Origin of the sequence: Streptomyces sp. NPDC020192 (assembly GCF_044388685.1) — a bacterium.
Classification (GTDB): domain Bacteria; phylum Actinomycetota; class Actinomycetes; order Streptomycetales; family Streptomycetaceae; genus Streptomyces.
Genome location: NZ_JBIRXG010000005.1, coordinates 107979 through 128284, shown reverse-complemented (window position 1 = coordinate 128284; position 20306 = coordinate 107979). Strand labels below are relative to the sequence as shown.

The following is a 20306-nucleotide window of genomic DNA, read 5'->3' as shown; positions in this document are numbered from 1 at the left end:
GGTGCCGTACGTCACTCCCCCGCCGGTGACTCACTCGACCACGTGCCGCCCCTCCGGCCGGGCGCTGCACGAGGCGCGGAACGCGCAGTGCGTGCAGTGCTGGCCGGTGCTCGGCGCGAAGCGCTCGTCGAGGACCTTCCCCGCGGCGGTGGCCAGCAGCTCGCCGACCCACTCCCCCGACAGCGGCTCCTGCGTCTGCGTCTTGGGCAGGCTGTCGCCGCCGTCGCGTTTGGCGGCGCCCTGTCTGAGGTGCACCAGCTCGGCGCCGCCCGGTTCGGGACGTACGCCGTCGAAGGCGTCGTCCACGGCGCCTTCGCGGACGGCGAGCTGGTAGACGGCGAGCTGGGGGTGGCGGGCCACCTCGGCGGCGCTGGGCGCCTGTTTGCCGGTCTTGAAGTCCACCACGTAGGCGCGGCCGTCGCCGTCCACCTCCACGCGGTCCATCTGGCCGCGGATGCGCACCTCGTAGTCCCCCGCGTCGAGGGTGACGTCGAAGTCCTGCTCGCTCGCCACCGGGGTGCGCCCGGTGCGGTCCAGGACGTGCCAGTTCAGGAAGCGTTCGAGCGCCACGCGCGCGTTGTCCTTCTCCTGCCGTGACTTCCAGGGCGCGTCGAAGGCGAGCGCGTTCCACACGGAGTCCAGGCGTTCCATGAGGACGTCGAGGTCGGCCGGGGTGCGGCCGGAGGCGACCTCGTCGGCGAGGACGTGGACGACGTTGCCGAAGCCCTGCGCGGTGGTGGCGGGCGCGTCGGCCTTCACCTCGCGCCCCAGGAACCACTGGAGCGCGCAGGTGTTGGCGAGCTGGTCGAGGGCGCTTCCGGAGAGCACGACCGGCTGGTCGCGATGGCGCAGCGGCACCTTGCTCTGCGTCGGGTCGTGCATGCCCCACCAGCGGTAGGGGTGCGCGGACGGCACCAGCGGACGGCCGTCCTCGTCGGCGAGGGCGGCGAGCCGGGCCAGGCGGCGGGCGGCGGCCTCCCGCAGGGCGGCGGACGCGCGCGGGTCGACCGTGGTGGCGCGCAGCTCGGCGACCAGCGCGGCCACGGACAGCGGGCGGCGCGGGCGGCCGGTGATGTCCCGGGGCTCGACGCCGAGTTCGGTCAGGAACCGGGACGGCTGGTCACCGTCGTCCGCCGGTGCCTTCACCGCGGTGACGACGAGACGTTCACGCGCGCGCGTGGCGGCGACGTAGAACAGCCGGCGCTCCTCGGCGAGCAGCGCGCCCGGCGTGAGCGGTTCGGCGAGGCCGTCGCGGCCGATGCGGTCGGCCTCCAGCAGGGAGCCGCGGCGGCGCAGATCCGGCCACAGCCCCTCCTGGACGCCGACGACGACGACCAGCCGCCACTCCAGGCCCTTGGCGCGGTGAGCGGTCATCAGGCGCACGGCGTCGGGGCGCACCGCGCGGCGGGCGAGCGTGTCGGCGGCGATGTCCTCGGCCTCGATCTCCTCCAGGAAGTTCAGCGCGCCGCGGCCCCCGGTGCGCTCCTCCGCGCGCGCAGCGGTGGCGAACAGCGCGCACACGGCGTCCAGGTCACGGTCGGCGTTACGGCCGGCGGCGCCACCGCGCCGGGCGGCCCGCTCCAGGCGCCCGGGCCAGGGCGTGCCCTCCCACAGGTCCCACAGCGCCTCCTCGGCCGTACCGCCGCCGGCGAGGCGTTCGCGGGCCTTGCGGAGCAGCGCGCCGAGGCGTTGCGCCCCGCGCGCGTACGCCGGGTCGTGCACGGCCAGTCGCTCGGGCTCGGCGAGCGCCCGCGCGAGCAGCTCGTCGGACGGCGGCGGCAGCGGGTTCCCGGCCGTCCGCTCCTCCTCGCGCAGCGCCCGCCCGAGCCGGCGCAGATCGGCCGCGTCCATGCCGGCGAGGGGGGAGGTGAGCAGGGTGAGCGCGGTCTCGGTGCCGAGCCAGGAGGTGTCCGGGGCCGGTTCCGCGAGGTCTTCGGGAGCGGTTTCCTCAGGTCCCTCAGCGCCCGGCGCACGCTCTGGTGCGGGCCCGCCGGCGTTCTCCTCGCCTCGCCCGGACTCCGCCGTGGCCACCGCCCGCAGGGCCGCCAGCAGGGGTGCCACCGCCGGCTCGTGCCGCAGGGGCAGGTCGTCGCCGTCGATGTCCAGCGGGACGCCGGCCGCGGTCAGGGCGCGGCGGAGGGTCGGGAGGCGGGATCCGGCGCGGACCAGGACGGCCATGTCGCTCCAGCGGACGCCGTCCTCCAGGTGCGCGCGGCGCAGGATGTCCGCGATGTTGTCCATTTCCGTACCGGGCGTCGGGTACGTGCAGGCCTCGACGCGGCCCCCGTCCCCTACGGCGGCCGGCTCGCGGTGGGCGCGCACCTTGTCGGCGGGCAGCCGGGTGAGCGGCATGCGCTGGGTGACCAGCCGGGTGGCGGCCAGCAGGGCGGCGCCGGAGCGGCGGGAGGTGCGCAGCACCTCGACGGGGGCGGGACGGCCGTCCGCGCGCGCGAAGGCCGCCGGGAAGTCGAGGATGCCGTTCACGTCGGCGCCCCGGAAGGCGTAGATCGACTGGTCGGGGTCACCGAAGGCGACGAGCGTGCGCCCGCCCCCGGCCAGTGCGTGCAGGAGCCGTACCTGGGCCGCGTCGGTGTCCTGGTACTCGTCGACGTACACGGCGTCGTACCGGGCGGCGAGTTGTGTGGCCACCTCGGGGCGCTCCGCGAGCAGGACCGCGCGGTGGACCAGTTCCGCGTAGTCGATCACGCCCTGCAGGTCGAGTACGTCCAGGTACTCGGCGAGGAACGCGGCCGCGGCGCGCCAGTCGGGGCGGCCGATGCGGCGGGCGAAGGCGTCCAGGGCGTCGGGGCCGAGGCCCAGCTCGCGGCTGCGGGCGAGGACGGCGCGGACCTCGTCGGCGAATCCGCGCGTGGTCAGGCAGGCGCGTAGCTCGTCGGGCCAGCGCACATGGGTGAGCCCGAGCCGCTCCAGCTCGGGCTGTCCGGCGAGCAGCTCGCGGACGGCGACGTCCTGCTCGGGGCCGGAGAGCAGGCGCAGCGGCTCGGTGAACCGGTCGCCGGCCTGGTGGGCGCGCACCAGGGCGTAGCAGTACGAGTGGAACGTGGTCGCCCTGGGCGCGCGGGCGGCGCCCATGCGCAGGGCCATACGGTCACGCAGGTCGACGGCGGCCTTGCGGCTGAAGGTCAGCACCAGGATGCGCTCCGGGTCCGCGCCGCCGGTGATTCGCTCGGCCACGGACTCGACCAGGGTGGTGGTCTTGCCGGTGCCGGGACCGGCGAGAACGAGCAGCGGTCCGGATCGGTGGTCAACCACGGCACGCTGTGCCGCGTCCAGACGAGGGGGATCCGGCACAGCGGGAGGCGTACGGACCAGCCGGTAAGCGCCACGGCTCCCCTGCCGCACCCGGGGGTGCGGCAGGCGTCCGGTGGAGGAAGAGGAGCTCACGTGGTTGGCCGGTCCTGGTGGTCGTGCTGATGGGCGGGCGGTCACACGCGCGAGGCGGTGGCCGCGAGGTGCGGGGGACGGGTGCGGCCGACGCTACGCCGCCGCTCGGGGCGGAAGCAGGCTTTCCGCTTCTTCCCTCGCGGCGCTCGTGCCACGCGTGTCCCCCACCTCACGAACGTACGTCATGCCACGGACGTCCCCCCTGTCCCCCGTACGGGCCACAGGCTCTCCTTGTGGGCATCCGATGGCGGAAGCTGTCAGGTGTGACCCTCCACGCCGGCCCCGCCGTCCCATCGGGCCCGCCGCATGTCGAGCCGCGGCAGATGCCCCTCGGCACTCCTGCCCGCCTCTTTCAGCGGCGTGCCCTCCGCGCGGTAGTGATCGAGGGCGCGCAGCTCGTGCCCGGGCAGCAGCACCCCGTCGGCGCGTACGACACGCCACCACGGCACCGCGCCACCGTAGAGGGCCATCACCCGGCCGACCTGGCGCGGTCCTCCCTCCTCGAGCCACTCGGCGACATCGCCGTACGTCATCACGCGTCCCGGCGGAATGCGCTCGGCGACCTGGAGGACCCGCTCGGCGTACTCCGGCAGCGCGTCCGCGTACCCCTCGCGGGTGTCCTCGGCAGGGCTCTGCTCGCTCATTCGTCCCATCCTGCCGCACTCCACCGACAGCGCGGCGCGGACCGCAAGGACGGCCCTCTCGCCCCTGGACGGCGCTTCGGGCAGACTGTGCGCCCGCGCATCCGCACCCTGATGCCCCCGTGTGTCGGTGGGGCATGCCACCATCGTGCGGGCGGTGACCGTTGATACGAGACCAAGAAGAGACCATGAATCAGCAGGGCGTGCACCCCGAAGGCGCGGCGGGCACCCCTGACGCCGCCGCGCGCCCCGGCGCCGCCGGCGCGGACAAGGGCGACACCGACGCACAGCGGGAAGACACCGGTCCGCGCAAGGGCGACACCACACGCGCGCGTGCAGACGACGGCGTGGCTCGGGAGAGCGACGGCACCCGCGCGCATGCGGACGACAACGACGACACCGAGGGGGCGCACGTCCCTCAGCACACGCCCCCCGGCCGCGGTCCGGGCGCCGACGACGAGCCGCACGCCGGTGAGGTGGAGGGCGACGAGCCGCTGCTCCCCGCACGCGTGCACCGCCCGTCCGACCTCATGCGGTGCCTCGTCGGCGTGCTCGCCATCGTGGTGCTGCTCGCGATCGCCGCGTTCGCTCACGGCACCACCTCGGGCCTCGAACAGGACATCAACAAGGGCACCGGCCAGGCCCCCGACCTGCTGATCAGGTTCGCGGGACTGGCCTCCAGCATCGCGATCCTGCTGGTGCCGGTCGCCTTCGCGATCGAGCGACTGATCAAACGCGACGGGCTGCGCATCGCCGACGGCGTCCTCGCGGCGGTCCTCGCCCACGGAGTGACCCTCGCGACCGATCTGTGGGTCGCACGGGCTGCCCCGGGCTCGATCCAGGAGGCGCTCACCCAGCCCTCGCCGGGCGACCTGCACGCCCTGACCGACCCTGTGCACGGCTACCTGGCACCCGTCATCGCCTACATGACGGCCGTCGGCATGTCCCGCAGACCCAGATGGCGCGCGGTGCTGTGGATCGTACTGCTGCTCGACGCGTTCTCGATGCTGGTCACCGGCTACACAACACCGTTCTCGATCATCCTGACGGTGCTGATCGGCTGGACCGTCGCCTACGGCACGCTGTACGCGGTCGGCTCCCCGAATGTCCGCCCCACCGGGCAGACCCTGATGGCAGGCCTCAGGCACGTCGGCTTCCACCCCGTCGCCGCGGCCCGCGAGGAGGCCGGCGAGACGGAGAACGGCGACCGCGGCCGGCGCTACTTCGTCACCCTGGAGGACGGCCCGCCGCTGGACGTCACGGTCGTCGACCGGGAACAGCAGGCCCAGGGCTTCTTCTACCGGGCATGGCGCAATCTGACCCTGCGCGGTTTCGCCACCCGCTCCAGCCTCCAGTCGCTGCGCCAGGCACTGGAACAGGAGGCGCTGCTGGCGTACGCGGCGATCGCGGCCGGCGCCAACGCGCCCAAGCTGATCGCCACCTCCGAACTCGGCCCCGACGCCGTCATGCTCGTCTACGAACACTCCGGCGGGCGCACGCTGGACTCGCTGCCCGACGAGGAGATCACCAACGAGCTGCTGCGCAACACCTGGCACCAGGTGCAGGCGCTGCAGTCGCGGCGCATCGCGCACCGCAGGCTCGCGGGTGACGCGATTCTGGTGGATCGTTCCGGCAAAGTGATCCTCACCGAACTGCGCGGCGGCGAGATCGCGGCCGGCGAGCTGCTGCTGCGCATGGACGTGGCCCAGCTGCTCACCACCCTCGGTCTGCGGGTGGGCGCCGAGCGGGCCGTGGCCTCGGCCGTCGGGGTGCTCGGCCCGGACGCGGTCGCCGACTGTCTGCCCCTGCTCCAGCCGATCGCGCTGACGCGCTCCACGCGCGCGACGCTGCGCCGGCTGGCCCGGGAGCGCGCCCAGCGGGAGCGCGACGCGGTCCTGGAGGCGTCCCGGCAGGCGAAGCAGGCCCGCCTCGAGGAGGCGGCCGAGGCGAACCGGCCCGTCCTCGACAAGCCCGACAAGAAGACCGTCCGCGCCGAGCAGCGCGCGGAACGGCGGGCCATGGACGAGGCCCTCGAAGAGGCCCGCGAGGAGGACCTGCTCACCCAGATCCGCCACCAGGTGCTGCGGATCAGGCCCCAGGCCCCCGTGGAGCCGGCCCGGCTGGAGCGGGTGCGGCCGCGCACGCTCATCAGCTTCATCGCGGGCGCGATCGGCGCGTACTACCTGCTGACGCAGCTCACCCACATCGAGTTCGGCACGCTGTTCGCCCAGGCTCAGTGGGGCTGGGTGGCCGCAGCGGTGCTGTTCTCCGCGCTCAGCTACGTCGCCGCGGCGATGGCGCTGCTGGGCTTCGTACCGGAGCGGGTGCCGTTCCCGCGGACGGTGGCGGCGCAGGTCGCCGGGTCCTTCGTGAAGATCGTCGCACCGGCCGCGGTCGGCGGTGTCGCCCTCAACACGCGCTTCCTGCAGCGCACCGGCGTGCGCCCGGGGCTCGCGGTAGCGAGCGTCGGCGCGTCACAGCTGTTCGGGCTCGGCGCACACATCCTGATGCTGCTGACCTTCGGCTATCTGACCGGCACCGAGAAGACGCCGTCGCTGTCGCCGTCCCGGACGGTCATCGCGGGTCTGCTGACGGTTGCGGTACTGGTGCTCGTGGCGACCTCGGTGCCGTTCCTGCGGAAATTCGTCGTCACGCGCGTGAGGTCGCTGTTCGCCGGTGTCGTCCCGCGCATGCTCGACGTGCTCCAGCGACCGCAGAAGCTGATCACCGGCATCGGCGGCATGCTCCTGCTGACCGCCTGCTTCGTGATGTGCCTCGACGCCTCCGTCCGCGCATTCGGCAACGGCACGGCCTCGCTGAGCATCGCCAGCGTCGCCGTCGTCTTCCTCGCCGGCAATGCGCTCGGCTCGGCGGCACCCACCCCGGGCGGCGTCGGCGCGGTCGAGGCGAGCCTCACGCTCGGCCTGATCGCCTTCGGCCTGCCCAAGGAGGTCGCCGCCCCGGCCGTTCTGCTGTTCCGGCTGCTGACCCTGTGGCTGCCGGTGCTGCCGGGCTGGCTGGCCTTCAACCAGCTCACCCGCAAGGGAGCCCTCTAGGACCGCGGGCCGTACCTCGTACGGCCCGCGCCCCGCGCGCGCGCAGGCGGGCACGCCGCGAGTATGAGTACATGGCGAACCCCTCCCGGCTGCGCGCCGCCGCCCTGACCACCACCGCCGTACTGCTGGCCACGCTGCTGGCCGGATGCGGCGACGGCGCGAAGGACGGGGATCTCACGGCGCAGAAGCTGAACTGGAAGGACTGCCCGGCCCCGTCCGAGGCCGAGGGCGGCGGCAGCGCCCCGTCCCCGCTGCCCAACGGCGGCACCTGGCAGTGCGCCACCATGAAGGCGCCCCTGGACTGGAGCAAGCCCAAGGGCGACACGATCGGCATCGCCCTCATCCGCGCCAGGGCGAGCGGACCCGCGAACAAACGGCTCGGCTCGCTGGTGTTCAACTTCGGCGGCCCCGGCGGCAGCGGCGTCAGCGACCTGCCCGCGTTCGGCCCGGACTACGACGTCCTGCGCACCCGCTACGACCTGGTCAGCTTCGATCCGCGCGGGGTCGGCCGCAGCGCGCCGGTGAAGTGCGAGAGCGACGCCCAGCTGGACGTGTACTTCCAGCAGGACGGAACGCCCGACAACGACGCCGAGCGCACCCAGTTGGTGAACCGCACCAAGCAGTTCAACACGGCCTGCGAGAACAACTCCAGGAAGGTCCTGCCGCATGTGGCGACCACGGACGCGGCCCGCGACATGGACCTGCTGCGCCAGGTGCTCGGCGACGACAAGCTGCACTATTTCGGCATCTCCTACGGCACCGAACTCGGCGGCGTGTACGCCCACTTGTTCCCCAAGAACGTCGGCCGGGCCGTCTTCGACGGCGTCGTCGACCCCACACAGAACCCCGAACAGAGCGCGCTCGGACAGGCCAGAGGCTTCCAGCTCGCGCTCGACAACTTCGCCGAGGACTGCACGTCGAAGAAGACCGCGCAGTGCCCGATCGGCGACACCCCGCAGGACGTGAAGAACCGCATCGCGAAACTGCTCGGCGACCTGGAGAAGAAGCCGATCCCCGGCATCCCCCCGCGCCAGCTCACCCAGACCGCCGCGACGAACGGCATCGCGGAGTCCCTGTACTCGAAGGACTTCTGGCAGTACCTGACCGAAGGGCTGGCGGAGGCCTACGACGGCGACGGCAGGATCCTCATGGTGCTGTCCGACTCGTTGAACGGCCGCAGCGAGAACGGGGAGTACAGCAACCTCACCGCGGCGAACATCGCCATCAACTGCGCCGACGAGAAACCGCGGTACACCCCGGACTACATCCAGCGGAAACTGCCCGAATTCCGCGCCGCCTCCCCGCTGTTCGGGGACTTCCTCGCCTGGGGCATGATCAGCTGCACCGACTGGCCCGTGCCCGGTGCCGCCGACCATCCGGACGTCAGCGCGCCCGGATCGGCGCCCATCCTCGTCGTCGGCAACACCGGCGACCCGGCCACCCCGTACGAGGGCGCGAAGAAGATGGTCGACGCGCTCGGCAAGGGCGTCGCCGTCGAGCTGACGTACAAGGGCCAGGGGCACGGCGCGTACGACAGCAAGGACAAGTGCGTGCAGAGCGCGGTGAACAGCTACCTGCTGAACGGGACGGTGCCGAAGACCGGCGCGGTCTGCTCCTGAACCACCCCAGCCGGGACGACCCGCAGCCGAACCACCACCATCCAGCGAAAACCCGCAGGTCAAAGGGTTATCCACAGGCCAGAACGCGTTCGGCTTGATCCGCCTACCATGGCCTGAACGCCCGGCGCGGCACGACGCGCAGGGCCTGTGAGGGGGGTGCGCATGAGGCGATTTCTGCGCTGGACGGCCGTCGTGGCCGCGGCGCTGCTGGTGGCCGGCTGCGGGGGCGGCAAGTCCGGCGGGCACGGCGACGAGGGCAAGGGGAGGGGCACGGCTCCCCCGTCCGCGCCAGGGACCTCGGCGTCGCGGTCCGCGCCCTCCGAGCCGGAGCTTCCCTCCTCCCTCACCTCCCAGCGCCTCGACTGGCACCACTGCAAGGCCACCAAGGGCTCCGCGGCTCCGGGCGACGAGTGGCGGTGCGCGACACTCAAGGCACCGCTGGACTGGTCCGAACCGGACGGCGCGACGATCGGCCTCGCCCTGATCCGCGCGAAGGCGACCGGCGGCGACCGTATCGGCTCACTGCTGTTCAACTTCGGTGGCCCCGGCGGCTCGGGGGTGGAGACGATGCCGTACTACGCGAACACCGTCTCCGCCCTCCGCGAGCGCTACGACCTGGTGAGCTGGGACCCGCGCGGCGTCGGCGCCAGCGAGGGCGTCCGCTGCCGCGACGACCGGCAGATCGCGGCCGCCGAGGACGTGGATGCCACACCGGACACCCCGCAGGAGGAGAACGCCTACCTCCAGGACGCGGCCGACTTCGCCAGGGGCTGCCAGAAGGCCGCCGGCCCGCTGCTGGCCCATGTGTCCACCACCGACACCGCACGCGACATGGACCTGATGCGCCAAGTCCTCGGCGATGCACGGATGCACTATTTCGGCATCTCCTACGGCACCCAACTCGGCGGTGTGTACGCCCACTTGTTCCCACGGCGCGTGGGACGGCTGATCCTCGACGCGGTGGTCGACCCGACCGCGGACTCGGTGGGGCAGGACAAGAACCAGGCCCGCGGCTTCCAGCGGGCCCTGGACGACTACCTGAAGTCCACCGGGCAGGACCCCGCACAGGGCTCCCGGAAGATCGCCGCCCTGCTGAAACAGATCGACGCGAAACCGCTGCCGACGTCCTCCGGACGGCAGCTGACCCAGACCCTCGCGGTCACGGGAATCATCCTGCCGCTGTACAGCCAGGCCAGTTGGCCCAGGCTGACCAGTGCGCTCGATGCGGCGCGCAAGGGCGACGGTTCACAGCTGCTGGCACTCGCGGACGACTACGACGAGCGGGACACCTCGGGGCACTACGGCACCACGTCCCACTCCCAGCGGGTCATATCGTGCCTGGACGAGAGGGAGCGGCCGACGCTCGCCGAGACGAAGCGGCGACTGGCGGAGTTCGAGCGGATCTCGCCGGTGTTCGGGGACTTCCTGGGCTGGGACACGGCCGGCTGGTGCCACGCCTGGCCGGTGCCGGGACAGTACGAAACCCCGCAGGTCAGCGCGCCGGGAGCGGCGCCGATCCTGCTGGTCGGCAACACCGGGGACCCGGCGACCCCGTACGAGGGCGCCCGCAGAATGGCCGACGCGCTGGGCAAGGGCGTCGGGGTCGAACTCACCTGGAAGGGCGAGGGACATGGGGCGTACGGCAACCGCAGCGACTGCGTCGACTCGACCGTGAACGCCTACCTGCTGAACGGGACGGTGCCCGAGGACGGCAAGGTCTGCGGCTGACGCGGACGGGGGCTCCGGGCGCCGTACGCACCCGAAGCCCCCGTCACCCGCATCGGGGAGCCGGCTCAGTAGACCGGCAAGTCAGGCGATCTGCCGCGTGACCTGCCCGTTCCCCTCCCCATCACTCCCCCTGGGCCGTCGTGGGGCCGTCATCCGTGTCCGGGCCGTCCTCGAAAGCACGGTCCACCGCCTCACGGGTCCGCTTCTCGCTGCTCGGCATCAGGTGCGTGTACGTCCGAAGCGTGAAGCCCGGATCATGGTGGCCCAGGTACTCGGACAGGGCCTTGATGCTCTCCCCGGCGTCCAGAAGGACGGAGGCGTAGAAGTGCCTCAGCGCGTGCATTCCGCTCGCCCGGCCGCGAGGGACGTTCGCCGCATCGAGAGCCGGGCGCCAGGCGCCGCGGTTGAAGTCGTTGCGGTTGACCGGACGGCCCTGGTCCCGGTGGAAGATCAGCGATGCCGTAACCGGTGCGCCGTCGACAGCCCGCCACGGCAGCGTCACGGCGGCCGGGGGATGATCGCTGATGTGCTTCTCGACCGACCGGGCCACGATTTCGGGCAACGGAACCGTGCGTGTCTTGGCCCCCTTTGGCGGCGCGAACACCGGCCGGTTACGGATGAGCTTGACCTGCCGCACGACGTGAATCACCCCCTCGATGAAGTCCACGTCTTCGACCGCCAGGCCCAGGACCTCACCCTGACGCAGGCCGCATCCCCCGGCCAGGTCCACCATGGCCCGGTACTGCTCCGGCAGCGCCGACCGCACCGCCAGAACACGCTGGCGAGGCCAGGGAACGATGCGGCGAGGGTCGAGCTTCGGCGCCCGCACGGACGACGACCGGCACGGGTTCTCTGGGATCAGACGGTCATCCACCGCCGCTGTCAGCATGGTGGAGAGGTTCGCGAAGATCACCCGCTGATAGGCGGGGGCCACTCCCCCATCATGCAGCTTCCGCAGCCACTCACGAATGTGCGTCGGCCGCAGCGAGCCCAGCGTACGACTGCCCAAGTACGGCAGCACATGAAGGCGAATCCGCTGCTCGGTACCCACGAAGGTGCCGGGGTCCATGGTGAGCGACGCCAGCCACCGTTCAGCGTGCTGGCGCACGGTGAGGCGACCGGCCTGCGGGTCGATGTACTGCCCGCGCGCCATGTCCGCCTCGACCTGCGAGAGCCACTGCTCAGCGAGCCGCTTCTGCCGGTCGGGGAAGCTCTTGGACTTCTCGGTGCCGTCCGGGCCCACATAACGGGCGCGGTAGCGCATGCCCGTGCCGTACCGGTCGGTCTTGCCCCTGCGCGTCTTGCCGTCCGGCCCCTTCTCTTCCTTGTACCAGCGGTCTTGGATGTGTCCGGCCATCAGGCAGCAGCCCCCTTCATCTGGGACTCGACCCAGGCGCGTACGTCGTCCGGGTCGAAGCGCAGGTGCCGGCCGACCCGGAATCCGCGCGGACCGGTGCGCTTGCGGCGCCACTGGTAGACCGTCTCGACACTGGGCAGCTCGAACATCTCCACCAGGTCGTCAGGAGTCAGGAACCGCGAGGGCAGGGCGCGCGGTGCGTCGGTCACGTCCTCCGAGGCTCGGCGTCAGTCAGCCATGTGTGGGTTCTCCTTCCGTTCCGAGCGCGGGTTCGAGTGAGGCGGCGAGCCAGCTTTCGGCGGTGCTGAGGCCGGTACCGGCGAAGACCCAGTGGGCGAGCACGAGCGTGGTTTCGCCGTCCTGCTGGACGACCGGCACGGCTTGTGCGCGGCGCCATTCGGCGCGGGCTTCGCGGAGGGCGCCGAGGGTGGTGGAGTAGCGGCGGGACTTGGTGGAGAAGTGGCCGCGGAAGCCGAGCATGTGCGCCCAGGCGCGAAGCCGGAGATCCTTCAGTTCCGGGCGTGCGCCGAGGGTCCAGGCCGTGCGGATCAGGCGCCGGGCGTGTTCGGTGATCCGGGCCTGGGCCAGCTCGGCGAGGAAGCGGATCGGGTGGTCCAGGGTGCCGGTCGCAGTCTCGGCGCCCTTGGTGGCGTACTTGGCGATGTACGCCGCTACGGCACGCTCGGTCAGTTCCTGGCCGTCGTTGAAGTCGGCGGAGCGGATCGGGCGGACATCAAGTTGACGACCGAAGGCGAAGGTGCGCGCCCGCCCGTCAACCTCCGGGCCGTCGATGCGAGCGGCAGCGGCAGCCGTACGGATGGCGTCGGTCAGCAGCTCGGTGGTGGCCCAGGCCGGCGGAGCGGTGTCGCCGCCGTCGGGGCCGTCGAGGCGGATGACCGCGTGGAAGTGGACGGCACCGCGCTTCTGGTACTCGGCGACTTTGGCGAACGAGATGCGGGCGTGGTCGCGGAAGTCGCGTTGGGTGAGTCCGGCACGCTTGGCGACCTCACGGCGGAGGTAGATCGAGAAGCGCCGCCACAGGGCCCCGGCGTGCGCGTTCCAGAGCACGGCCGATTCGTAGTCGTAGGTGTCTGGGTCGAGGGGCGAGCCCAGGGCAGGGTCCGTGTCGTCGTGCCGGATGCCGCAGCGGCAGTCCCGGCCGCTGGATGGGCGGTTGTGGACCGGGCCGAAGCTGGGGGCGGTGAAGGTGGCGAAGACGCGCGGGTGCGTGCCGACCTGTTCGGGTGTGCCTTTGCCGCCGCGGAGTCCGGCGGTGATCAGGTGGAAGGTGTCGCGGCGGTAGGTCTCGGCGCAGGCAGCGCAGCGGGTGGCACGGCGGTTGTTGCAGCGGACGAGGAGCTGACCGGCGGCGAGCGAGCCGGAGTCGAGGTGGTGCAGGACGCTGCCGATCTCGCCGGTCGTGGTGTCGACGTCGTATTCGGTGCGGTGGCCGTCGAGGCGTACGGGGTTGGTGCAGCCGCCCAGGCCGGAGAGCTGTCGGGCCAGCTCGGGCATGGTGCCGAGGGATGCCAGCATGGAGAGTTCCGCCAGCGGGGGCGGAGTCTGCCGGGTGATGATGGGAGTTCCTTTCGGCTGTTTCGGCGGTCGGGAAGGGACGGCCCCGGGGCGACGGGATGCTTGGCGGCGTTGTTGTCGCCCCGGAGGCCGGTCAGCGCTTGTGCGCGTTGCTGACGAGGGAGCGAAGGACCACGGCGGCGATGGCCACGGACACGGCCGAGATGGCGACCGCCGCCAGGAGCGCGGTCAGGACGATGCCGACGACGACCACGGCGGCGACGGCACCGGCGCCGATGCCCACGTACGGGGCGAGGGGACGGCCGGCGGAGGGGGCCGAGGCCTGGATCTGCTGAGACGTGACGGTCGTGGTCGGCAGGGTCGGGACGTCGGGCAGCTTGGGGCGGAACACGGTGGACCTCCTTGTCACTTGTGCGTGCCGTCGACGACGCCGACCCCGGAACGGGTGCCGGAGTCGATGACGGGGGCGAGGAAGGTGTGGGAGAGGTAGAAGCCGAACAGGGCGATCACGACGGCGACCCAGAGGCGGATGCCGAGGAACTTGATCGCGGCCCAGGCGATGACGCCCAGGACGAAGACGAGCGGGAGCGAGACGGTCACGGGCACCCCTCAGCGGACTGCGCAGCGGTGGGTACGGGCGGCCAGCTCGGCGGCGGCGCGGCTGTCGTAGTCCGTGGAGAAGCCGCAGCGCGGAGCCGTGCAGGCAGCGGTGTGCTTCTCGCGGCCCCGGCCGTCGTAGTACGTGCCGACCTGGACGGGGCCGATACGAACAACGTTGCGAAAGCGGCGGTTGGCGGTCATCGGCGGGTCTCCTCGTCGGTTTCGTCGGTCTCGTTGGTCTCGTTGGTCTCGGTGGTCTCGGTGGTCTCGCCGGTGAAGTCGGTGACGTGCTCGGCGAGTCAGCGCAAGATCTCGTCGCCCTCGTAGCTGTCGGCGGCGAGGATCACCGGTTCGGCGATGAGCACGGCTTCGGTGAGGCGGTTCTGGCGGGTCAGCTCGGCGGCGCGTTTCAGCGCGCGGAGCGTGGACGGACGCAAGGGGGAAAGTCCTCCAGGATCAGGTGAGTTGCGATGCGATGGCTTCGGCAAGCGGCATGGGGACGCCGAGTCGGGCCCGAAGCGTCGAGGTGTCGATGGCGGTTCCGGTCCGGCTGCGGTGGTCGTCGGCGACCTTGCGGGCCAGGGCGACGAGCGCAGGCGGGACAGGGGCGGTCGAGGGCAATGCGGGTTCTGGCTCCGCAGCGGGCAGTTCCGGGGCCGATGGAGCAGCCGGGGCAGTGTTCACTTCCTCCTGAGCCGGTGTCTCTTCCGGCTTCGGGGATGCGTGGACGAGCAGGGTTCCGCCGAGGAAGGCGACGGCAGGCCATCCGGCGACGAGGATGCGCAGCCAGGCCGGTACGGCACCCAGGTCGAGCAGCCCGGCCGTGGCGACGTTGGCGCCGAGCGAGGCGGTCAGCGCGACGAGGAACCAGCACCAGGCCGCCGTCTTCGACCCGCCGGAGCGGAGCCGCCGCCAGGCGGCGACCAGGAGCAGGTCCACGCTGATCGGGTAGGCCCAGGCCTTCCAGCCGTTCTGTCCGGCAGCGGCGGCGAGGTCGTGCAGGTGGGCGAAGGACAGGGCACCGGCGATGACGGCCTGGACCAGGACCGCGTCCACGCGCGGGGCGGAGCGGGTCATCAGGACGCCTTGCCGGGGTACTTGGGTCCGCCGTCGGGGTCGTAGCCGGGCGGAAGTATTCCGGGCGGCGGTTCCGGCAGGGATGCAGCCAGGGACGGGCCTACGGCCGTGACGAAGGCCTCATCAGCGCCATAGGTGCTGGTGTACAGAGCGAGTTGGCCGAGGAGCAGGACGGTCCGTGCGAAGTCCTCGCAGCGGGGGCACACGGCGAGTGCTCTCCCTTCTTCAGGCATGGCGGGGGTAGGGACTTGGCGCGGAACGGCCGCGCCGGCCGTTGGGCGGGGTGGGTTATCCGGTGACCGGGCGAGGGGCGGTGACCGGCCCGGCGTCCTCCACGGGCCTGGGCGGGACGTAAGGCCGGAAGGGCGTCAGCGCCGGTACGTCGGGGGCGAGGTGCGCAGACTCCCGGCAGGTGGCCGCAGCGTCGGCGAGGGGCAGGTACGGGGTACGAATACGGGACCAGCCGCCGGAGGTGTCTCCGGCGACGGCCAGGCCCGGCCGCTCGGCGGCGATGGCGCAGGCGGCGAAGGCCGCGTCAGGAGCGATGTCGCCGAGTGCCATCTTGGCGGAGGCCTCGTCGTTGACGCGGTGGCAGACACGTCCGGTGAGCTGAGCGCGGAGCATGGTCGCGCCCTTGCCCAGCTCGGCGCCAAAGCGCTGTCCGAAGACCTCCAGGTAGATGCCGGCCGCGCGGCCGAGTTGGGCGAGGCGGATGAGCTGGGTGACCATCTCGTCCCGCCGCTCTTCCTCCTTCCTCGTGGCGACGAGGAAGAGTTCGGCCACCTCATCGATGAACAGGACGATGGGAGTGGGGCGTTCGCTCTCAGGCAGTCCCCAGATGTCCGAGGTGATCAGCTCATCCGGGGTGCCGGCCGCGATGCCTTGCCGGGCCTTGATCAGGTCGTAGCGGTCCTCCATCTCCTTCACGAGCACAGGCAGCAGCTCGGCCGCCTGATCCGGGTCGGTCGCCAGCGCGGAGAGCCGGGCGGCGAACGGCGCCAGCTCGACCCCGCGCTTGCAGTCGATGCCGACCAGGACCACGGGCTGAGCCGCCAGTCCGGTGAGCAGGTTCCGCAGGTACATGGACTTGCCGGACAGTGTGGCGCCGAGGACGAGTTCATGCGGTACGGCGCGGTAGTCGCGGACGAACGCGGTCGCCTCCTCCCGTAAGGCCACCGGCACCCGGAGGAACCCGCCGTCGGTCCGGCGAGGCATCCGCACCTTCCGTAGGACGTCGAAGCCGATGAGCCGGAGTTCCACGACGCCGGGCTTGACGTCCCGCACGTAGACGGCATGGACGCCCCAGGCGTGACGGAGCCGTTCCGCGGAGGCCGCCACGTCCGCTGGTTCCTGGCCCGGAGCCAGCCGCAGCCGGAGCCGGAGGCCGGTCGAGGTGGGCCGGATCAGGCCCCGGCGGGGCGGGACGGGCCGGACCTCACGGCGAGTGGTCGCCCTGACCGCCAGCGCCCGCCACCGGGACGGTTCGACGGTCAGGCCGCAGGCATCCATGGTCGAGGAGTACGAGGCCATCAGCCGGGCCACCGAGATCGGCAGCCCGACCGTGGACCAGTACACCGCCGGGTGAGCGTGCCGGGCGTAGGCCGCGCCGCCTATCGCAGCGAGCGGCCCGCCCAGCTCGGCCAGCGTCACGAGGTCGGTCACGTCGATCAGCCCGCCTGAGCCATCGGGAAGGCGCCCGGCGCAACGGCGGTGGCCCGGTAGGCGATGCCGTGCCGCTGCTGGCCGTTGAACACGCTCTCCCAGGGGCGGGCCACCAGGCCCACCAGCGAGACCGGAGCACCAAGCGTCAGTCCCTCAGTGACGCCGCTCTCCGGGACGGTGACCTTGATGAGCGACGATTCGCCGTCCTCGATGTAGACGACGCCGATCGTCATCAGCGGCTCACCGCTGACAGCGTCGGTGGCTCGCTCACCGGTCTGCCGGTCCCGGACCTTGGGTTCCGGAGCCTCGGTCAGCAGGATCGTCGCCGCCGAGGTCTCCACACGGATTACACGCACAGAATTGCTCTCCCTTGCGCTGCACCGTACGCACGCACGGTGCACTTAGTGACGAATGACTACGCAACGGGAGGTTGACCGCATACCGACTGGGCGCGATACGCTCCAAGAGCGTTGATGCCAACGACGCGCCCGGCCTGAGTGGGCTGCCTCCCGCTCAGGCCACATCTGTTTCTGTGGCCCTTCCGCTCACGCACCGGCGCAGGTCTGCCTTCCTGCTCCGGCCGTTCGCATGCCCGCACGACCCACTTCGCTGGATGCGAATGGGTGTGCTGACACCAACCGCAGTAACCCGTACTCCAAGTACTGTCTAGTACTTCAGGTACCAGTCCGTACTTCGTGTACGCCCAACTCAGCCGCCAGGGAGCGCAGTTCCTGAGAGGGCGGCTGGCTCATGGTCAGCAGGTCCGCCGCAAGTTGCTTGACCATCGGCAGGGCCCGCACCATCTCGGGCGACAACTCACGTGCCCTCATCAGTGCCGATACGGCCTCAGCGACCTGCCGGCGCTGGGCATACGCCCTGGCGACATCGATCTGAAAGCGCGTCTGGCGTTCGGCGGAGAGTTCCGACGCGTCAAGGGCCTGCGCAGCCCTCAGAGCGACTCCGGCATCCCCCAGGTCGACCGCGACGGAGACCTCGTGCAAACCGACGTTGGTGGGCCCGAATTCGGTGTTGTAGTCGTTGCGCCCATCGCCGACCTGTTCGGCCATCGCGCGAGCGTCGCGGAGATACCCGTACGCCTCATCGGCGAGGTTCAACCGAGCAGCAGCAACAGCCCGTTGCAACGTCAGCGCACCCCGAAGCGCCACCGCCTCGATCTGCCCCGACTCCGCCAGAGGCCGCAGCGCATCGGCTGCACTCCCCGACGCCTGGGCCGCCTGCTCGAAGTGGCGCGCACCGAGGAAGACGATCGAAAGCCGGAACTCACCAGCCGCCATCAGCAGCGGATCACTCGCCCGCTCGGCAGCAACCACGGCACGGTCGACAGCGATCCAAGCCGCCTCTGGCTCCCCCAAGTTCGCAAGCGCGCCACTGCACGTGTGATACATGACAGCGAGCAGACGAAACAGCTCGACACGGTCCGACTCCGGAACCGAGCGGGCGGCCGACTCCAGCCGGGGAACCAACCCTTCGAGCAGTTCAGCCAAGTCGGCGTAGTTGCCCTGATGCGTCAGCGACCAGGCGCGATCGACTTCGGCGCGAAGCGCCGGCACATCGGGGGAAACGTCCCGTCGGCCGAGGATCGCCTTCAGCGAGTGCGCGGCGCTCAGCACCAGCCGCAGCCGACTCGCCCCAGGCGGCTCACCTTCGGCCACCGACGCCACGATGGGGGCCTCGGCCGCCAGCTCGGCGACCGGCACCTCAAGGACGTCGGCGACTTTCTCCAACACGGTCATCCGGTCGATACGGCGCACGCCCCGCTCCACCTGGGACACCCATGCTTCGGAGCGCCCCAAGAGCCCGGCGAACTCCTTCTGGGACAGTCCCCGGCGCTTGCGGTTGAAGGCGATCTTGCGGCCGAGTGCCTTCTGATACTCAGTGCTCAACGTCCACACCCTTGCCGGACATGAAGTCCAAGCGGTCGACCTCTGTGGCCGAGAGGTAGCAGTCCCGCTCGGAGAGGAACGCCTGCACGTAGTCCTTCGATTCATGCTCCTCGAAGGCCGCCACGTCCCGGTAGAGCTCGTAGAACACGCGCTCCAGCGGACGGCCGTCAACGCGGTGAACGGTGTAGATCACCGTTCCGGGCTCGTTCGCACGGATCTGTTCACCGGTCCGCGCCACCAGATCGTCGAAGCCAGCCGCCGCCACCTCGTCCTTGCAGGTAAAGCGCACCATCAGTCCGAACATGCGAGGTCCTCTCTCCATCGGCATCCAGATCAGCACCAGACCACACGGCGAACGCTATGCGCCGCCCGCCCGCACGAAAAGTACGAACCCGCACTCCAAGTATGCGCACATTCGGTACGGTGCTAGTACTAATTGTACGGCTCTGCATGGTCCGTGTCAGCCGGTCGACACGTCTGACACCGAAAACAGCAGGTCACCGCCATGGAGGACGCCATGCCCACCCACCGACGCACCTTCCCTGGGGAACCCCAAGAACTCCGCGCCGCGCGCAACTGGATCCGCACCACACTGGACGGCCACCCCACTCCGAAAACGCCGCGCTGATCGTGACCGAACTCGGCACCAACGCCCTCATGCACACCGCCAGCGGCGACGCCGCAGGTACCTTCCGCGTCGCAGTCACCGTCTCCGAGCTGACCATCACCATCGCGGTGACCGACTCCGGACACACCAAGACCACGCCCGGGGTCCAGCAGCTACCCCTCACCGCCACCCACGGCCGAGGGCTCGGCATGGTCGCCGCCCTCGCCGACAGCGTCATGGTCCAAGGTGACGAATCCGGCCGCACGGTCACCGCGGAACTCTTCGCACAGCCGGGCCCAGAAGGACAGTCATGCTGACGTCGGCCCTTGCTGAGGACCTACATGCGGGCGGCCAGTACGCCTCTTATCAGTGCTGGGCCGCCGCCTACCCCTTGCACGAGGTCCGTTCCATCACGCTGGGGTCGCACGACGCCACAGGTCCCCGCCTGGCGCTGCGTTGGCTTCAGGAACGTACGAGTCACATCACGGACCAGCTCGACGCCGCACACGCACAGCCAGGCCGCCACTGGCTCACCGACGAGCCTGAACACGAACGAGCCCTCGCCTATCTGACCACCGGAACGGCCTACCAACTCACCCTGTACGACGAGAGCACGCGCTACGTGCTCGTCGCCTACCCCAGAGGAGCGGCATCGTGACGGGACTCGCGCGCGGCTACTGGTGCGAGTGCTGGACTCAGGACCTCGACAGCGGCCAGCCACCGGCACTCCGGGCAGCCTTCGACGCCTACTCAGCACCCCAGGCAGACAGATGGGTCGCGGTCACACTCCGCACGATCTCACCGGCACTGGATTCCGACGCCTCCGACGTTGCGTGGGCTTGGCTGTACGAGGGCCGGATCGCGACGCGACGAGCCCTCCTGCGCTTCGAGCCCTGCACGGTCACGATCACTCAAGCCAGCACTCGCATCACGTGGACGATCCGGCCGGTTCTCTTCGTGCCGCTCGCCCACCGCCAGGGGGCCGAACTACCGGCCTGCGCACACGACTTCAAACCCCACGCGGCCGACTGAGTTACAACTTTCTTTACGGGTTCAAGACGGCTCGCTCCGCTCACCGCGCGCGGCCCGGCCCCCGGCCGGGCCTGCGCTCCTG

21 protein-coding genes are annotated in these 20306 nt (G+C 71.1%); 6 read left to right on the top strand and 15 right to left on the bottom strand.

Going from position 1 to position 20306, the window contains the following annotated elements; genetic code table 11:
- Nucleotides 1-30 precede the first annotated feature (30 nt).
- Nucleotides 31-3405 (bottom strand): ATP-dependent helicase, encoded by a 3375-nt coding sequence (locus ACH47Z_RS12415; RefSeq protein WP_399073165.1) that lies wholly within the window; start codon nt 3403-3405, stop codon nt 31-33.
- Nucleotides 3406-3662: 257 nt separating this feature from the next.
- Complete coding sequence (locus ACH47Z_RS12410) at nt 3663-4049, bottom strand: MGMT family protein (RefSeq protein ID WP_399073164.1); 387 nt, start codon at nt 4047-4049, stop codon at nt 3663-3665.
- 185 nt (nt 4050-4234) lie between these two features.
- On the opposite strand from ACH47Z_RS12410, the gene ACH47Z_RS12405 reads away from it, so the two are divergent.
- From ACH47Z_RS12405 to ACH47Z_RS12395, 3 genes are all read left to right on the top strand, one after another.
- Complete coding sequence (locus ACH47Z_RS12405; RefSeq protein WP_399073163.1) at nt 4235-7102, top strand: lysylphosphatidylglycerol synthase domain-containing protein; 2868 nt, start codon at nt 4235-4237, stop codon at nt 7100-7102.
- Between the two features lie 71 nt (nt 7103-7173).
- Nucleotides 7174-8721 (top strand): alpha/beta hydrolase, encoded by a 1548-nt coding sequence (locus ACH47Z_RS12400; RefSeq protein ID WP_399073162.1) that lies wholly within the window; start codon nt 7174-7176, stop codon nt 8719-8721.
- 162 nt (nt 8722-8883) lie between these two features.
- Complete coding sequence (locus tag ACH47Z_RS12395) at nt 8884-10449, top strand: alpha/beta hydrolase (RefSeq protein WP_399073161.1); 1566 nt, start codon at nt 8884-8886, stop codon at nt 10447-10449.
- A 121-nt stretch (nt 10450-10570) separates the two neighbouring features.
- On the opposite strand, the gene ACH47Z_RS12390 is transcribed toward ACH47Z_RS12395, so the two are convergent.
- The 13 genes from ACH47Z_RS12390 to ACH47Z_RS12330 form a co-directional block, all read right to left on the bottom strand.
- Nucleotides 10571-11806 carry a tyrosine-type recombinase/integrase gene (locus ACH47Z_RS12390; RefSeq protein ID WP_399073160.1) on the bottom strand — a complete coding sequence of 412 codons (1236 nt, stop codon included), beginning with the start codon at nt 11804-11806 and terminating at the stop codon, nt 10571-10573.
- The gene (locus ACH47Z_RS12385) at nt 11806-12015 is read right to left on the bottom strand and encodes a helix-turn-helix transcriptional regulator (protein ID WP_399073159.1); all 210 of its coding nucleotides are present in this window, start codon (nt 12013-12015) and stop codon (nt 11806-11808) included. The genes ACH47Z_RS12390 and ACH47Z_RS12385 overlap by 1 nt, the downstream gene beginning before the upstream one ends.
- Nucleotides 12016-12037: 22 nt before the next feature.
- On the bottom strand, nt 12038-13342 hold the full coding sequence (locus ACH47Z_RS12380; RefSeq protein WP_399073158.1) for a replication initiator: 1305 nt from the start codon (nt 13340-13342) through the stop codon (nt 12038-12040).
- 133 nt (nt 13343-13475) lie between these two features.
- Nucleotides 13476-13733: a SpdD protein gene (locus ACH47Z_RS12375; protein ID WP_399073157.1), complete on the bottom strand. Its 258-nt coding sequence runs from the start codon at nt 13731-13733 to the stop codon at nt 13476-13478.
- A 14-nt stretch (nt 13734-13747) separates the two neighbouring features.
- Entirely contained in the window at nt 13748-13942 is a 195-nt protein-coding gene (locus tag ACH47Z_RS12370) for a hypothetical protein (RefSeq protein WP_399073156.1), read from the bottom strand.
- 9 nt (nt 13943-13951) lie between these two features.
- Nucleotides 13952-14143, bottom strand: a complete 192-nt coding sequence (locus tag ACH47Z_RS12365; RefSeq protein WP_351034234.1) for a mobile element transfer protein — start codon at nt 14141-14143, stop codon at nt 13952-13954.
- Nucleotides 14144-14241: 98 nt separating this feature from the next.
- Entirely contained in the window at nt 14242-14379 is a 138-nt protein-coding gene (locus tag ACH47Z_RS12360) for a hypothetical protein (protein WP_399073155.1), read from the bottom strand.
- Nucleotides 14380-14398: 19 nt separating this feature from the next.
- On the bottom strand, nt 14399-15019 hold the full coding sequence (locus tag ACH47Z_RS12355; RefSeq protein ID WP_399073154.1) for a DUF2637 domain-containing protein: 621 nt from the start codon (nt 15017-15019) through the stop codon (nt 14399-14401).
- Nucleotides 15019-15252, bottom strand: coding sequence for a hypothetical protein (locus ACH47Z_RS12350; protein WP_399073153.1), 234 nt, complete (start codon nt 15250-15252; stop codon nt 15019-15021). The genes ACH47Z_RS12355 and ACH47Z_RS12350 overlap by 1 nt, the downstream gene beginning before the upstream one ends.
- 55 nt (nt 15253-15307) lie before the next feature.
- Nucleotides 15308-16681, bottom strand: a complete 1374-nt coding sequence (locus ACH47Z_RS12345) for an FtsK/SpoIIIE domain-containing protein (RefSeq protein ID WP_399073152.1) — start codon at nt 16679-16681, stop codon at nt 15308-15310.
- A gap of 5 nt (nt 16682-16686) precedes the next feature.
- The gene (locus ACH47Z_RS12340) at nt 16687-17037 is read right to left on the bottom strand and encodes a hypothetical protein (protein WP_225097319.1); all 351 of its coding nucleotides are present in this window, start codon (nt 17035-17037) and stop codon (nt 16687-16689) included.
- A 318-nt stretch (nt 17038-17355) separates the two neighbouring features.
- Complete coding sequence (locus ACH47Z_RS12335; protein ID WP_399073151.1) at nt 17356-18594, bottom strand: helix-turn-helix domain-containing protein; 1239 nt, start codon at nt 18592-18594, stop codon at nt 17356-17358.
- Nucleotides 18575-18889, bottom strand: a complete 315-nt coding sequence (locus tag ACH47Z_RS12330; RefSeq protein ID WP_399073150.1) for a putative quinol monooxygenase — start codon at nt 18887-18889, stop codon at nt 18575-18577. The genes ACH47Z_RS12335 and ACH47Z_RS12330 overlap by 20 nt, the downstream gene beginning before the upstream one ends.
- Before the next feature lie 326 nt (nt 18890-19215).
- Between ACH47Z_RS12330 and ACH47Z_RS12325 the strand changes: the two genes are divergently transcribed.
- From ACH47Z_RS12325 to ACH47Z_RS12315, 3 genes are read left to right on the top strand one after another with little or no spacing between them, the layout of a single operon-like run.
- Nucleotides 19216-19509 carry an ATP-binding protein gene (locus ACH47Z_RS12325; RefSeq protein WP_399073149.1) on the top strand — a complete coding sequence of 98 codons (294 nt, stop codon included), beginning with the start codon at nt 19216-19218 and terminating at the stop codon, nt 19507-19509.
- On the top strand, nt 19503-19850 hold the full coding sequence (locus ACH47Z_RS12320) for a hypothetical protein (RefSeq protein WP_399073148.1): 348 nt from the start codon (nt 19503-19505) through the stop codon (nt 19848-19850). Before ACH47Z_RS12325 ends, ACH47Z_RS12320 begins: the two co-directional genes overlap by 7 nt.
- On the top strand, nt 19847-20224 hold the full coding sequence (locus tag ACH47Z_RS12315) for a hypothetical protein (RefSeq protein ID WP_399073147.1): 378 nt from the start codon (nt 19847-19849) through the stop codon (nt 20222-20224). The genes ACH47Z_RS12320 and ACH47Z_RS12315 overlap by 4 nt, the downstream gene beginning before the upstream one ends.
- Nucleotides 20225-20306 lie beyond the last annotated feature (82 nt).

What these genes read in the sequence shown, in the direction of transcription:
- ACH47Z_RS12380 (WP_399073158.1), bottom strand. Translation starts at nt 13,342, where the DNA reads ATGCTGGCATCCCTCGGCACCATGCCCGAGCTGGCCCGACAGCTCTCC.
- ACH47Z_RS12365 (WP_351034234.1), bottom strand. Translation starts at nt 14,143, where the DNA reads ATGACCGCCAACCGCCGCTTTCGCAACGTTGTTCGTATCGGCCCCGTC.
- ACH47Z_RS12330 (WP_399073150.1), bottom strand. Translation starts at nt 18,889, where the DNA reads ATGTTCGGACTGATGGTGCGCTTTACCTGCAAGGACGAGGTGGCGGCG.
- ACH47Z_RS12390 (WP_399073160.1), bottom strand. Translation starts at nt 11,806, where the DNA reads ATGGCCGGACACATCCAAGACCGCTGGTACAAGGAAGAGAAGGGGCCG.
- ACH47Z_RS12320 (WP_399073148.1), top strand. Translation starts at nt 19,503, where the DNA reads ATGCTGACGTCGGCCCTTGCTGAGGACCTACATGCGGGCGGCCAGTAC.
- ACH47Z_RS12355 (WP_399073154.1), bottom strand. Translation starts at nt 15,019, where the DNA reads ATGACCCGCTCCGCCCCGCGCGTGGACGCGGTCCTGGTCCAGGCCGTC.
- ACH47Z_RS12400 (WP_399073162.1), top strand. Translation starts at nt 7,174, where the DNA reads ATGGCGAACCCCTCCCGGCTGCGCGCCGCCGCCCTGACCACCACCGCC.
- ACH47Z_RS12405 (WP_399073163.1), top strand. Translation starts at nt 4,235, where the DNA reads ATGAATCAGCAGGGCGTGCACCCCGAAGGCGCGGCGGGCACCCCTGAC.
- ACH47Z_RS12410 (WP_399073164.1), bottom strand. Translation starts at nt 4,049, where the DNA reads ATGAGCGAGCAGAGCCCTGCCGAGGACACCCGCGAGGGGTACGCGGAC.
- ACH47Z_RS12350 (WP_399073153.1), bottom strand. Translation starts at nt 15,252, where the DNA reads ATGCCTGAAGAAGGGAGAGCACTCGCCGTGTGCCCCCGCTGCGAGGAC.
- ACH47Z_RS12395 (WP_399073161.1), top strand. Translation starts at nt 8,884, where the DNA reads ATGAGGCGATTTCTGCGCTGGACGGCCGTCGTGGCCGCGGCGCTGCTG.